This is a genomic window from Rhodococcus sp. 06-156-4 (genome assembly GCF_002259345.1).
In the GTDB taxonomy this organism is placed as follows: Bacteria; Actinomycetota; Actinomycetes; order Mycobacteriales; family Mycobacteriaceae; genus Rhodococcoides; species Rhodococcoides fascians_E.
In genome coordinates this window covers 143,744-157,238 of sequence record NZ_NPGB01000020.1, presented here as the reverse complement: position 1 = coordinate 157,238, position 13,495 = coordinate 143,744, and the positions used below count along the sequence as shown (strand labels likewise).

Here is a 13,495-nt window from a genome sequence, read left to right as displayed (position 1 = left end):
CCGGTAGTGGGCCAGGCAACAAAAATACCCATAAATGTTCGCATGGTGGCGTGGTGTTCACACAGCGCACATTTTTGGGTATGGTCGGCGGCATGATGGACAAAGTGGTGGCGAGTGCCTCCGAAGCCGTTGCCGACATGCCCGACGGGGCGTCCGTCGCCGTCGGAGGATTCGGACTGGTCGGGGTCCCGGAGATCTTGATCGACGCGGTGCTGCAGCAGGGAGCAACCGACCTCGAGGTCGTCAGCAACAACTGCGGCACAGACGGATTCGGTCTGGGAATCCTGCTGGAGAAACGACGCATCCGTCGAACGATCAGCTCCTACGTCGGCTCCAACAAGGAGTTCGCCCGCCAGTATCTGGCCGGTGAACTCGAGGTCGAACTGACGCCGCAGGGAACGCTCGCGGAAAGGTTGCGGGCCGGGGGAGCGGGCATCCCGGCGTTCTTCACGCCCGCCGGCGTCGGAACGCAGGTCGCCGACGGTGGTCTGCCACTCCGGTACGACGGCAGCGGCGGAATCGCGGTGGCGAGTCCGCCCAAGGAGACGCGCGAGTTCGACGGGGTCACCTACGTCATGGAACGCGGCATCGTCGCCGACTACGCGCTGGTCCACGCGTGGAAGGGCGACCGGCACGGCAACCTGGTCTTCCACGCCAGCGCCAGAAACTTCAATCCTCCGGCCGCGGCCTCGGGTCGCGTCACCATCGCGCAGGTCGAGCACCTCGTCGAGCCGGGCGAGATCGCCCCCGACGACGTCCACACGCCCGGGATCCACGTCCAACGAGTGGTGCACGTCGGGCCGGTACACGTAGGAATCGAGCAGCGGACGGTGCGATCATGACTTCCCCGAAACTGACGCGTGAGCAGATGGCTGCTCGTGTGGCCCAGGAACTGAACGACGGTGAATACGTCAACCTCGGCATCGGTATGCCCACCCTCGTGCCGAACTACCTACCGACCGACATCACCGTGATCCTGCACTCCGAGAACGGGGTTCTCGGAGTCGGGCCGTACCCGACCGAGGACGAACTCGACCCCGAGATCATCAATGCGGGCAAGGAGACCATCACCGTTCTCCCCGGTGCGTCGTTCTTCGATTCCTCGCAATCGTTCGGGATGATCCGCGGCGGTCAGGTGGACGTCGCCGTACTGGGCGCGATGCAGGTCAGCGCCACGGGAGACCTCGCGAACTGGATGATCCCCGGCCACATGGTCAAAGGCATGGGCGGGGCGATGGATCTGGTGCACGGAGCTCGCCGAGTCATCGTCATGATGGAGCACGTGTCGAAGAAGGGCGAGCCCAAGATCCTCGACTCCTGCACTCTTCCGCTCACCGGCGTCGGGTGCGTTCAGCGAATCATCACCGACATGGCCGTGCTCGACGTGACGGCCGACGGCTTGAGGCTCGTCGAGACGGCCCCCGGGATCACCGAGGACGAGGTGCGCGCGGCGACGGGAGCAACATTCAGCGTGTGATGCGGTGCGTGTGCGAGTACAGGTTCATGTTCTCGCCACGTAGGAACCCGACCACCGTCAGGCCCGACTCGTCGGCGAGATCCACCGCCAGCGACGACGGCGCCGACACCGCGGCCAGGACGGGTATGCCCGCCATCACTGCCTTCTGGGCGAGTTCGAACGATGCGCGGCCACTCACCATCAACACCGTGCCTGCGGCCGGGATCCGATCCTGCGACGCAGCCCAACCGACGACCTTGTCGACCGCGTTGTGACGGCCGACGTCCTCGCGCAGCGCGAGCATGGTGCCGTCCGCGTCGAAGAGACCGGCCGCGTGCAGTCCGCCGGTGGAGTCGAACACCTTCTGAGATTCACGCAGGGTCCCCGGCATCGTGGCCAGGACGGACGCCTTCACGCGGACGTCGTCGCCGGCGGGGGAGAAACGGCTCTTCAGTCGGACCGCGTCGAGCGACCCCTTGCCGCACACCCCGCACGACGACGTGGTGTAGAAGTTGCGTTCCACACCGGGTTCGGGCGGTGCGACGCCCTCGGCCAGTGTGACGTCGAGGACGTTGTAGGTGTTCTGCCCCTCGTCGTCGACACCGTCGCAGTACCGCGCGACAGCGATGTCGTCTCGGCCCGAGATCACGCCTTCGGTCAACAGGAACCCGTGCGCGAGTTCCACGTCGTGGCCGGGGGTGCGCATCGTGACCGCGAGCGCAGACCCGTTCACCCTGATCTCCAGCGGTTCCTCCACGACGAGGGTGTCGGGACGGGATGACTCGTGAGAGCCGCGAATCCGGACGACCGGACGGCGAGCGGTTATACGTCCCATGAGTCGATTATGCGCCTCACTCGCGAAGCGCCCGAACCAGTGACACCAGCCTGGGGTGGTCGACCAGATCGTCCACCCATACCGCCTTGCCCTTGTGATCGGCGAGTGGAATCCGCCAATTCTTGTACTGCGTCTCGTCGGTGCCGGGTTGGTTCTGAATCCGGTTCTCGCCCACGAGATCCACGAGCGCTATCCCGAGCAGGGTCGATGGACTGCGCTGAAGCAGCCGGTACAGCGCCTCCACCGTCTCCTTCTCCGACGCGTCCGCGGCGAGAAGTCCTCGGGTCCGAGCAAGGTCGAGCACCGCCTCTCGCCCGGCGGCATCCTGCTCGATCTCGGCCTCCAGATCGCGCTCGAGCAACCCGAGACGCGAGCGGAGCGCAATATGTTCCCCGCGTAGGTATCCCACCGTCGGCGGCAGGTCGTGTGTGGTCACCGTCGTCAGGCAGAGTTCCCGGTAGTCCTCGGGCGGAATGGGGGCATCGCCGTCGTTCTCGAACCACAGGATCGAGGTGCCGAACAGTCCACGCCTGCCCAGATACTCCTGCACCCGCGGCTCGAACACCCCGAGATCCTCCCCGACGACGACCGCCCCGGCCCGCTCCGCTTCGAGCACGAGGATTCCGATCAACGCTTCGTGGTCGTACTCGACGTACGCCCCGTCCGCAGCGCTCGACGACTCCTCCGGGATCCACCACAGTCGAAACAGGCCGAGGATGTGGTCCACTCGAATACCGCCCGCATGCCGAAGCACCGTCCGCAACATGTCCCGATACGGCCCGTACGCCCGCTCTTCGAGCTCGTCCGGATTCCACGGCGGTTGGTTCCAGTTCTGTCCCTGCTGATTGAAATTGTCCGGCGGTGCGCCGACGGTCACCCCCGTGGTCAAGGCCGCCCCCAAGGTCCAGGCGTCCGCCCCCTGACGGTGCACACCGACGGCCAGATCGTGCATGATCCCGATGTCCATCCCCGCGGCCGTCGCGGTGCGCTGCGCGCGTGCCAGTTGCTCGTCGCAGATCCACTGAAGCCACTTGTGGAACAGGATCTTCTCGGCGGCAGTCGTGCGGAACTTCGACGCGAACGAGGTTCCCGGGTGCGACGCCTTGTCCGCCCATACAGCGTGCTCGGGTCCGTACTTCTCCGCGAGCGCGCACCACAGGGCGAAGTCGTCGAGGCCGCCTCCCTCACGTTCGCAGAACGCGTCGAACTCCGCCTGCCGGGCCGCGGATCGCGGAACCGCGAAGATTCTTTTGGCCGATTTCAGTTTCGCCCGGAACGACGGGTCACGATCGATGCGGCCGGTCCGCTTGTTGGCCCGCGCGAACGACCGAGCGGCTTCCCTGACCTTCGCGTACTGATCCCGAGGGAGGTACGCAGTTTCCGGAATGTCCTCGATTCGGATGTACATCGGATCGAAGAAGCGTCGAGTAGTGGGGAGGTACGGCGACGCCTCGACAGGCGGAACCGGCCTCTGCGCGTGCAGCGGATTGACCAGGACGTAATCGAAATCATGGTGACGGCCGGTGACGGACGCGAGGTCGGCGAGATCGCCGTAGTCCCCGACACCCCAGGATCGATCGGATCGGAGCGAGTACAACTGCGTCATCGATCCGAGCCGCTGCCTGAACCCAGCATCATTCCTGCCGGCTCCACTCCCGCCTTCTGGGTCGTTCCTGCCGGCTCCACTCCCGCCTTCTGGGTCGTACCTGCCGGCTCCACTCCCGCCTCGGCCCAGAAGGGCGTCGTTGGGCGACAGCCGCTGCGGCGTCGTCACGACCACGCCGCTCGCGGTCCGCTGTTCTCGGCCGTCCGGCGAGCTGACCGCCACCACGGTGTGCCAGCCGAGTGGGAGGTCGGCGGGAATCTCGAAGGTCGCTCGCCCGACGAGTGATCCGTCGATCTCGCGAGGCTCCACCCAGACCTGGCGCTGGACGAGCGATCTGCGCTCCCCGAACTCCGTCTCGAGGTGCACGTCCACCGGATCACCGTGTGGAACGTGTACGGCGATCGTCGCGTCACCGTCACCCTCCACGGTGACGACGACCGGAGGAAGCATGCGACGCCACGGCAACTGCTCGAGGTCGGCCATCGCCTGCCGAACCTCCGCCTCGTCGGACGCCGAGATTCCGCGCGCAGCGAGAATTCTGCGCAGTGTGTCCTCGGATACCTCGTGCTCTCGGCGATCCCAGCCTCGGTAGGCCGTCGACACTCCACACTCACGGGCAAGATCGCGCAGCAGCGCTGTGTAGGTCACGCTCCCGATCGTGCCAGCATCCACCGCCGTCGTCATGTCCGAACGGACGGCGCACATTCGCGGGGAGGATCTCGCAGGATTGAACGTGACGGCCCCGGGTACTCTGATCGCGGCGCGCACTCGAGCTGTGTGGCCTCTATGTTCAGCCCGAGGGAAACGACAGCGATTGTTGCGAAACGATGGATAGGGAGCGCGAATGACTGGCGTCGGCAAGATCGAAGAGCTGGAACGAAATTCCGGCGCACCGGTCGAGCTGAGGGTGGTCGCGGACGCCGATCAGCTTCCGGTGGTGCGCGCGGTGGCCGAAACACTTGCGGTACTGGGGGACTTCACCCTCGACGACATCGCCGACATCAAGCTCGTCGTCGACGAGGTGTGTTCGGAGTTGATCTCCGGCGCGCTGCCGGGTGCGGAATTGTCGTGTTCGTTTCTCGTCAGCGACGGTGGCATTCGAATCTCCACGACGTCGGTGGTGGACTCCGACCGCATTCCGCGAGGAGACAGCTTCGGCTGGCACGTGCTTCAGACCCTCACCGACTCGATCTCGCTTGCCGCGTCCTCGGTCGAGGGCGGCTCGTCGGTGGTAGTCGACGTGGTCAAGCGGAGGAGCAGCTCCTAGTGCCCGTGCCGTACGAAAAATCTACGCGGCGTCAGTCGGACGACTACAGCGAAGTCGTTCCTCTCATCCAGCAGATGCAGGCGATGGAGGATTCTCCTCAGAAGCAAGTGCTCCGCGACCGCATCATCACTCGCTGCCTACCGCTCGCCGAGCACATTGCGAGGCGCTTCGGTGGTCGAGGCGAAGCGCACGAGGATCTGCTCCAGGTCGCCCGGCTGGGTCTGGTCAACGCCGTCGACAGATTCGACATCGAGCGCGGATCCGACTTCGTCTCCTTCGCCGTCCCCACGATCATGGGTGAGGCTCGACGCTATTTCCGCGACGCGGGATGGTCGGTTCGTGTACCACGGCGCATGAAAGAACTCAACTCGATGATCTCCGGCGCTGTCGGCACGCTGTCGCAGAAGTTGGGACGAGCCCCGACCGCGAGTGAAATCGCCGCGGAACTGGACATCGACGTCAAGGAAGCAACGCAGGCCCTGCTTGCGCGCAGTGCCTACCAGACCGTTTCCGTCGACTCCGTCGTCAGCGACGACCGCCTGCCGCTGATGGACACGTTGGGCTCCAACGATCCCGAGCTCGAGAAGATGGAAAGTTACCTGACCGTCCGGCCCGCGCTCGAGAAACTGCCGGAGCGTGAGCGGCAGATCGTGATCCTCCGGTTCTTCGGGTCCATGACGCAGACACAGATCGCCGAGCGGATGGGTATCTCGCAAATGCACGTCTCTCGCATCCTGGCCCGGACTCTCACGCAGTTGAGGGAAGAGCTCGGACCGAGGTGATCCCACGCGTGTCCGGTCCGTAACATCGGCCGGGCATGCCTGGACTTCGATCACCGAGGAGCGCGCCCGTGCCACAGCGACCGACCGGAATTTTCGACGACCTGGATCGGTACGTCGCCGAACCGCGGGTCACCGATCTCGCCGTCGCACGCGACGGTCGTCGCGTCGTGGTCACGATCTCGCGGCCCGATTCCGCCGGATCGAAGTACGTCGGTGCCCTCTGGGAGGTCGACGCGACCGGTGAGTCCGACGCGCGGCGCCTCACCTGGAACGACGACGGCTCGAGCGGCCCGACATTCACCGCCTCGGGTGATCTCCTGTTCACTCGTCGGGCGTCGAAGGACGACGAATCGTCGGCGATATGGTCGCTGCCTTCCGGCGGAGGTGAAGCGTACGTCGTCGCCTCACGCGGCGCCGGCTTCTCCGGCGTCGTCACGGCAACGGCCGCACCGACGTTCGTGGCGGTCTCCGCCGTGCACCCGTCGGCTCGAACCGACGCGGACGACGATCGAATCCGGTTGTTGCGCAAGGACGGCAAGATCGACGCTGTCCTGCACACCGGTTATCCGGTGCGGTACTGGGACCACGACCTCGGCCCGGCAACGCCGCACCTGTTCGCCTCCGAGGACGGCTCGCCCGTGCGTCGACTCACCGACGCGGCGGCCGGCGCGTTGCAGGAAGCGTCGTACGACATCAGTGACGACGGAAGGTTTCTGGTGTCGACGTGGACGATCGCCGGCGCCCTCGCGACGTCGCGCACCGTCCTGATTCGCATCGACCTCGACACGGGGGAGCAGCGAATCATCGTCGACGACAGCGATGCCGACCTCTCGTCGCCTGCGATCTCCCCGGACGGTACGAGGGTCGCGTTCGTGCGCGAATCTCTGTCGACCCCCGAGGATGCACCGCGAGTGTCGTTGCACGAGTACGCCTTCGCCGACGGAACCGTGACCCAATCCGCACCCGGGTGGGATCTGTGGCCGTCCGAACCGGTGTGGCTCGCCGACGGTAGCGGCGTTCTCGTGGTCGCCGACGAGAACGGACGAGCGCCGATCTTCCTGGTGTCGGGTGGCGCGGCGCGCCGGGTGACCGACACCGATTCCGCCTACACGCATGTCCATGCCGCCGCGGACGGTGTCGTGTTCGCGTTGGAGGCGTCGTATCTCGAACCAGCGCATCCCGTGCGCATCGACGTCGCGACCGGCGAGATCACCCGGCTGCGCTCGGGACTGGACGCTCCGGACCTGCCCGGAACTCTGGCCGAGATCGAGACCACCGCGGACGACGGCCACCGGCTCCGTGGCTACGTGGCTCTGCCGCACGGCGCGTCCGACGCCGAGAAAGCACCACTCCTGCTCTGGGTGCACGGCGGGCCCCTCGGATCGTGGAACACATGGTCATGGCGGTGGAATCCGTGGCTCCTCGTCGCTCGGGGATACGCGGTCCTGCTTCCGGATCCGGCTCTGTCGACGGGCTACGGGCAGGAGTTCGTGCAGCGAGGCTGGGGACGATGGGGCAAGGAGCCGTTCACGGACCTCATGGCCATCACGGACGCGGCCACCTCGCGCCCCGACATCGACGAGTCCAGAACCGCGGCGATGGGCGGTTCCTTCGGCGGATACATGGCCAACTGGATCGCCGGCCACACCGACAGGTTCGACGCCATCGTCACCCACGCGAGTCTGTGGGCGCTCGACCAGTTCGGTCCCACCACCGACGTCGCGTACTACTGGCAGCGCGAGATGTCCCCGGAGATGGCCGTCGAGAACTCGCCGCACCTGTTCGTCGCGGACATCTCCACACCGATGCTCGTGATCCACGGGGACAAGGACTATCGAGTGCCGGTCGGTGAAGGGCTACGCCTGTGGTACGAACTGCTCAGTGAGTCCGGACTGCCCGCCGACGACGAAGGCAGGACCGATCACCGCCTACTGTATTTCCCGTCCGAGAACCACTGGGTTCTCACGCCCCAGCACGCCAAGATCTGGTACGAGGTGGTCACGGCGTTCCTGGCGGACCACGTGCTGGGTGAGCGAATCGAGCTTCCCGAGACGTTGGGGTGAAAGGGCGCGTGGGAGCGCCCCGGCGCGACCACTAGAATCGTCGGGTGACCAGTTCAGTGCCTGAGACCCCGGACAACGCAGCGGGGCAAGACGACAGCCCGCGGAGCAACCCGAGCGAGGCGTTGCCCAAGAGTTGGAACCCGGGTGAGGTCGAGGCCGAGCTGTATCAGGGGTGGGTCGACGCCGGATACTTCGAGGCCGACCCGAGCACCGACAAGCCTGCCTACTCGATCGTTCTGCCGCCACCGAACGTGACGGGCAGCCTGCACATGGGCCACGCGCTCGATCACACGTTGATGGACGCACTCAGTCGTCGCAAGCGGATGCTCGGCTACGAGGTGCTGTGGCTGCCGGGCATGGACCACGCCGGTATCGCCACGCAGACCATCGTCGAGAAGCAACTTGCGGCCGACGGCAAGACCAAGGAAGAGTTCGGTCGCGAACTGTTCGTCGACAAGGTCTGGGACTGGAAGCGCGAATCGGGCGGCACCATCCTCGGCCAGATGCGGCGCATCGGCGACGGTGTCGACTGGAACCGCGAACGATTCACGATGGACGACGGCCTGTCCGAGGCCGTGCAGACCATCTTCAAGCGCATGTACGACGACGGTCTGATCTACCGCGCCGAACGTCTCGTCAACTGGTCACCGGTGCTGCAGACGGCGATCTCCGACATCGAGGTCAAGTTCGAGGACGTCGAGGGCGAACTCGTGTCGCTGCGATACGGGTCGCTGAACGACGACGAACCACACGTGATCGTCGCGACCACGCGTGTCGAAACGATGCTCGGTGACACCGCGGTGGCCGTCCACCCCGAGGACGAGCGGTACAAGCACCTCGTCGGCACGACGCTGCCGCACCCGTTCACCGGCCGCGACATCCCGATCATCGCCGACGACTACGTCGATCCCGAATTCGGTACCGGCGCGGTCAAGATCACGCCCGCGCACGATCCCAACGACTTCGAGATGGGGCTGAGGCACAACCTGCCGATGCCGACCATCATGGACAAGACCGGCCGAATCGCCGACACCGGCACGCAATTCGACGGTCTCGACCGGTTCGAAGCCCGGGTGAAGGTGCGCGAGGCATTGGCCGAGCAGGGACGTGTCGTCGCCGAGAAGCGGCCCTACCTCCACAGCGTCGGACACTCCGAGCGCAGTGGTGAATCCATCGAACCACGCCTCTCCCTGCAGTGGTGGGTCAAGGTCGACGGCCTGGCGAAAGCGGCAGGCGACGCAGTCCGCAACGGCGACACCGTCATTCACCCCGCAAGCCAGGAACCGCGTTGGTTCGCCTGGGTCGACAACATGCACGACTGGTGCATCTCCCGTCAGCTCTGGTGGGGTCATCGCATCCCGATCTGGTACGGCCCCGACGGCGAGACCGTGTGCCTGGGCCCGGGCGAGACCGCCCCCGAAGGCTGGGTGCAGGACCCGGATGTTCTCGACACCTGGTTCTCGTCCGGCCTCTGGCCGTTCTCGACGATGGGATGGCCGGACGAGACCGCCGACCTGGCCAAGTTCTATCCGACGAGCGTGCTGGTCACCGGCTACGACATTCTGTTCTTCTGGGTCGCTCGCATGATGATGTTCGGCACCTACGTCTCCGGCGATGCGTCGGTGAATGCAGGCGCAGAGCCGGGCAACGTTCCGTTCAAGGACGTCTTCCTGCACGGTCTCGTCCGGGACCAGTTCGGCAAGAAGATGTCCAAATCCCGCGGCAACGGAATCGACCCGCTGGACTGGGTCGACCGCTTCGGTGCGGATGCACTGCGCTTCACGCTTGCACGAGGCGCCAATCCCGGGGCCGACCTGTCGGTGGGCGAGGACCACGCGCAGTCCTCGCGCAACTTCGCCAACAAGCTCTTCAACGCGACGAAATTCGCACTGATGAACGGCGCTGCGCCCGACGAGCTGCCGGCTCGCACCGACCTCACCGACGCCGACCGGTGGATTCTCGATCGGCTCGAGCAGGTCCGCGGCGAGGTCGACGCCGCGTTCGAGCGGTACGAGTTCAGCAAGGCATGTGAGGCGCTGTACCACTTCGCGTGGGACGAGGTCTGCGACTGGTACCTCGAGATCGCGAAGGTTCAGTTCGCGGACACCGCGCATGCGGAGTCGACGCGAGGCGTGCTCGGCAACGTGCTCGACGCCGTTCTTCGCCTGCTCCATCCGGTCGTGCCCTTCGTGACGGAGACGCTGTGGAAGGTGCTCACCGGCGGCGAGTCCGTCGTGATCGCGTCCTGGCCGACCGACAGCGGAGTGGACGCCGATCCGGTTGCCGCACGGCGTGTCTCGGACATGCAGAAGCTGATCACCGAGGTTCGCCGGTTCCGGAGCGATCAGGGACTGAAGCCGTCGCAGAAGGTCGCGGCGAGGATTGTCGGCGTCGAGGACGCCGACATCACCGACCAAGTGGCCGCGACCCGTTCGTTGGCCAAACTGACCGAACCGGACGAGAGCTTCAGCGCCACCGCCTCCGTCGAGGTCCGGCTGTCGCAGGCGACGGTCACCGTGGAGCTCGACACGTCGGGAACGGTCGATCTGGTCGCCGAACGAGCGCGATTGGTCAAGGATCTCGCGGCCGCGGAGAAGGAACTCGCCCAGACCACCGCGAAACTCGGCAACGAGGCGTTCCTCGCCAAGGCGCCGGATGCCGTCGTCGACAAGATCCGCACCCGACAGCAGATCGCCACCGAGGAGATCGCGCGCATCTCGGCGCGACTCGAAACGACGGGTGAGTAGTGACCGAATTCGATCAGCCCGCGAGCCAGGGCGACCCAGGGCCAGTCGATCTCGCCGAGTTGGCTCTCGTCGAGGCCGAGCTCGACAAGCGCTGGCCCGAGACGAAGATCGAGCCGAGCACCGCAAGGATCGCGGCGCTGATGGACCTTCTGGGCTCGCCGCAGAAGGCGTATCCGTCCATCCACGTCGCGGGGACGAACGGGAAGACATCGGTCACCCGGATGATCGACGCGTTGCTGACGCATTTCCATCGGCGCACCGGTCGGACGACGAGCCCTCACCTACAGGTGGCCACGGAACGTATCAGTATCGACGGCGCACCGATCTCGCCGCGACTCTACGTCGACACCTACAACGAGATCGCACCTTTCGTGGAGATGATCGACGCGCAGTCGCAGGCTGCCGGTGGTCCGAGAATGAGCAAGTTCGAGGTGACCACCGCGATGGCATTCGCCGCGTTCGCGGAGGCACCCGTCGAAGTCGCCGTCGTGGAAGTCGGATTGGGCGGCCGGTGGGATGCGACCAACGTCGTCGACGGTGAAGTCGCGGTCATCACGCCGATCGACCTCGACCACACGGAGTTTCTCGGCTCCGACCTCGCAGGAATTGCGGGGGAGAAGGCGGGCATCATCAAGAAGGCGCCGGAACGGCTCGTGCCGAGAGACACGGTCGCCGTCATCGCGGAGCAGAAGCCGGAGGCTCTCGACGTCGTCCTCCGCGCCGCGGTCGAGGCGGACGCAGCCGTCGCCCGTCAAGGGTCTGAGTTCCGTGTACTTGCCCGCCGGATCGCCGTCGGCGGTCAGCAACTCGAACTGCAAGGCCTCGGCGGCGTCTACACCGACATCTTTCTTCCCCTGCACGGCGAACATCAAGCGCACAACGCATCTCTCGCCCTGGCCGCGGTGGAAGCCTTCTTCGGTGCGGGAGCGGACAGGCAACTCGACGTCGAGATCGTCCGCGCGGCCTTCGGCTCCATCGTGAACCCAGGACGACTCGAGCGGGTGCGCAATGCACCGACGGTCTTCCTCGACGCCGCGCACAATCCGCACGGTGTGCGCGCACTCGCGGCCACGCTGGCCGACGAGTTCGACTTCCGCAAATTGGTGGGTGTCGTCAGCGTCATGGGCGACAAGGATGTCGACGCGATGTTGACCGCGCTCGAGCCCGTGTTCGACGAGATCGTCGTCACCCACAACGGTTCTCCGCGCGCAATGGACGTGGAAGAACTCGCCAACATCGCCGTCGCCAAATTCGGTGACGAACGTGTGGTGGTGTCGCCGACCCTGGCCGACGCGTTGGAAACCGCCATCGGCCTGGCCGAAGAGGTCGCCGACCCTGGTGAAGCAGTGTCCGGAGCGGGCGTCGTCGTCACCGGTTCGGTCGTGACCGCAGGTGCCGCCAGAACCCTGTTCGGAAAGGAACCGGTATGACCGAGGCGACCGGTGGGTTCAAACCGCCCACCAACGATCCGTGGAAGGGCTTCCGGGGAGTCTGCGCGGGAACCCTGATCCTCGAAATGATCGTGATCCTGCTGGCACTGCCGGTGGTCGCGACGGTCGGAGGCGGGCTCACGTGGTTCTCGACGCTCTACATCGTCGGACTCGCCGTCCTGATGATCCTCGCGAGCGGAATGCAGCGCCGCCCGCAGGGGATGCAGATCAACCTCGTTCTCCAGGTTCTCGTGATCCTCGGAGTGTTCATCCACCTGTCGATCGGAATCGTCGGGCTGATCTTCGCGGCAGTGTGGGCCTACCTGCTGTATCTCCGCCGAGACATCACGCGCCGAATCGAACGCGGAATGCTGTACGGCCAGCGGGACTGACGTCTCACGCGGGGGAAGTCGACGCCGAAGGTCGACGCCAGGGATGAGTGCGCGAGCACTGTCCACTACTGTCTGTGATCGTGACTGAGCGCACCCTTGTACTGATCAAGCCCGACGGAGTAGCCCGCCGATACGTGGGAGAGATACTCGGCCGCATCGAGAAGAAGGGATTGAGCATCGCAGCCCTCGAGCTCAAGACCGTTCCGACCGCGCTGGCCAGTGCCCACTATGCCGAGCACGAAGGCAGGCCGTTCTTCCCCGACCTGCTCGAGTTCATCACCTCGGGACCCGTCGTCGCCGCTGTCCTCGAAGGGCCACGCGCGATCGCGGCGTTCCGTCAGATCGCCGGAGGAACCGACCCGGTCGCCAAGGCCGTCCCCGGTACCATCCGCGCGGACCTCGCCCTCGACGGGCAGCAGAACCTCGTGCACGGCTCCGACTCGGTGGAATCCGCCGAGCGCGAGATCGCACTGTGGTTCCCCGGACTGTCCTGACCCGCTCGATACCGCAGCACGAACCGGCCCTTCGCCACGCCGCTGAGGACGCATTCTCGGCGGTGTGGCGGGCAGGCGACCCTCGGTGTGGGATACTGGCGAAGGTTGCTTACACAGTTTCAGTTTCACCGACCACCAGCATTCGAGAAATTTTCAGTACCAGCAGGACGATCGAACGCCGACACATCGGTGTTCTCGTGTCAGCAACCGGATGACACCTTCGCGTGCGATGCCCGTCATCGCTGCCGACGGCGAGCGGAAGCCTCCGCCGTCACAGGCAAGCTTGATGATCAGGCGCTCGTACCGGAGGACACCACAGCCATCCAGCCAGGCACCGTGCTCGGTGCACCGACCACAGACCGTGGCGGTGCCTCGGACACGGAGCGAGACCAAGAGCGTGACAAGACAACACTGACGTCAAAC

At 65.6% G+C, this 13,495-nt stretch carries 11 protein-coding genes; 9 read left to right on the top strand and 2 right to left on the bottom strand.

The window, feature by feature from the left end:
* Positions 1 to 95 precede the first annotated feature (95 nt).
* Together CH290_RS14805 and CH290_RS14800 are read left to right on the top strand one after the other, a co-directional pair.
* Entirely contained in the window at positions 96 to 842 is a 747-nt protein-coding gene (locus CH290_RS14805) for a CoA transferase subunit A (RefSeq protein ID WP_026347735.1), read from the top strand.
* The gene (locus CH290_RS14800; RefSeq protein WP_033190433.1) at positions 839 to 1,477 is read left to right on the top strand and encodes a CoA transferase subunit B; all 639 of its coding nucleotides are present in this window, start codon (positions 839 to 841) and stop codon (positions 1,475 to 1,477) included. The genes CH290_RS14805 and CH290_RS14800 overlap by 4 nt, the downstream gene beginning before the upstream one ends.
* On the opposite strand, the gene fdhD is transcribed toward CH290_RS14800, so the two are convergent.
* Together fdhD and malQ are read right to left on the bottom strand one after the other, a co-directional pair.
* Positions 1,467 to 2,291, bottom strand: a complete 825-nt coding sequence (fdhD, locus tag CH290_RS14795; RefSeq protein ID WP_033190434.1) for a formate dehydrogenase accessory sulfurtransferase FdhD — start codon at positions 2,289 to 2,291, stop codon at positions 1,467 to 1,469. The two genes, CH290_RS14800 and fdhD, sit on opposite strands and share 11 nt — an antisense overlap.
* A 16-nt stretch (positions 2,292 to 2,307) precedes the next feature.
* Positions 2,308 to 4,581, bottom strand: coding sequence for a 4-alpha-glucanotransferase (gene malQ / locus CH290_RS14790; protein WP_033190435.1), 2,274 nt, complete (start codon positions 4,579 to 4,581; stop codon positions 2,308 to 2,310).
* Between the two features lie 160 nt (positions 4,582 to 4,741).
* On the opposite strand from malQ, the gene CH290_RS14785 reads away from it, so the two are divergent.
* From CH290_RS14785 to ndk, 7 genes are all read left to right on the top strand, one after another.
* Complete coding sequence (locus CH290_RS14785; protein ID WP_019664732.1) at positions 4,742 to 5,164, top strand: ATP-binding protein; 423 nt, start codon at positions 4,742 to 4,744, stop codon at positions 5,162 to 5,164.
* Positions 5,165 to 5,238: 74 nt separating this feature from the next.
* A complete protein-coding gene (locus CH290_RS14780; protein WP_230593920.1) occupies positions 5,239 to 5,946 on the top strand; it encodes a SigB/SigF/SigG family RNA polymerase sigma factor in 708 nt (235 codons plus the stop codon).
* A 35-nt stretch (positions 5,947 to 5,981) separates the two neighbouring features.
* A complete protein-coding gene (locus CH290_RS14775; protein WP_052083282.1) occupies positions 5,982 to 8,009 on the top strand; it encodes a S9 family peptidase in 2,028 nt (675 codons plus the stop codon).
* A 44-nt stretch (positions 8,010 to 8,053) separates the two neighbouring features.
* On the top strand, positions 8,054 to 10,756 hold the full coding sequence (locus tag CH290_RS14770) for a valine--tRNA ligase (RefSeq protein WP_371828028.1): 2,703 nt from the start codon (positions 8,054 to 8,056) through the stop codon (positions 10,754 to 10,756).
* Positions 10,756 to 12,186, top strand: a complete 1,431-nt coding sequence (gene folC, locus CH290_RS14765; protein ID WP_019664728.1) for a bifunctional tetrahydrofolate synthase/dihydrofolate synthase — start codon at positions 10,756 to 10,758, stop codon at positions 12,184 to 12,186. Before CH290_RS14770 ends, folC begins: the two co-directional genes overlap by 1 nt.
* Positions 12,183 to 12,578, top strand: coding sequence for a DUF4233 domain-containing protein (locus tag CH290_RS14760; RefSeq protein ID WP_020111666.1), 396 nt, complete (start codon positions 12,183 to 12,185; stop codon positions 12,576 to 12,578). Before folC ends, CH290_RS14760 begins: the two co-directional genes overlap by 4 nt.
* A gap of 80 nt (positions 12,579 to 12,658) precedes the next feature.
* Positions 12,659 to 13,072: a nucleoside-diphosphate kinase gene (gene ndk / locus CH290_RS14755; RefSeq protein ID WP_033190620.1), complete on the top strand. Its 414-nt coding sequence runs from the start codon at positions 12,659 to 12,661 to the stop codon at positions 13,070 to 13,072.
* The last annotated feature ends 423 nt before the right edge of the window (positions 13,073 to 13,495 follow it).

What these genes read in the sequence shown, in the direction of transcription:
- CH290_RS14805 (WP_026347735.1), top strand. Translation starts at nt 96, where the DNA reads ATGGACAAAGTGGTGGCGAGTGCCTCCGAAGCCGTTGCCGACATGCCC.
- CH290_RS14800 (WP_033190433.1), top strand. Translation starts at nt 839, where the DNA reads ATGACTTCCCCGAAACTGACGCGTGAGCAGATGGCTGCTCGTGTGGCC.
- fdhD (WP_033190434.1), bottom strand. Translation starts at nt 2,291, where the DNA reads ATGGGACGTATAACCGCTCGCCGTCCGGTCGTCCGGATTCGCGGCTCT.
- malQ (WP_033190435.1), bottom strand. Translation starts at nt 4,581, where the DNA reads ATGACGACGGCGGTGGATGCTGGCACGATCGGGAGCGTGACCTACACA.
- CH290_RS14785 (WP_019664732.1), top strand. Translation starts at nt 4,742, where the DNA reads ATGACTGGCGTCGGCAAGATCGAAGAGCTGGAACGAAATTCCGGCGCA.
- CH290_RS14780 (WP_230593920.1), top strand. Translation starts at nt 5,239, where the DNA reads ATGCAGGCGATGGAGGATTCTCCTCAGAAGCAAGTGCTCCGCGACCGC.
- CH290_RS14775 (WP_052083282.1), top strand. Translation starts at nt 5,982, where the DNA reads ATGCCTGGACTTCGATCACCGAGGAGCGCGCCCGTGCCACAGCGACCG.
- CH290_RS14760 (WP_020111666.1), top strand. Translation starts at nt 12,183, where the DNA reads ATGACCGAGGCGACCGGTGGGTTCAAACCGCCCACCAACGATCCGTGG.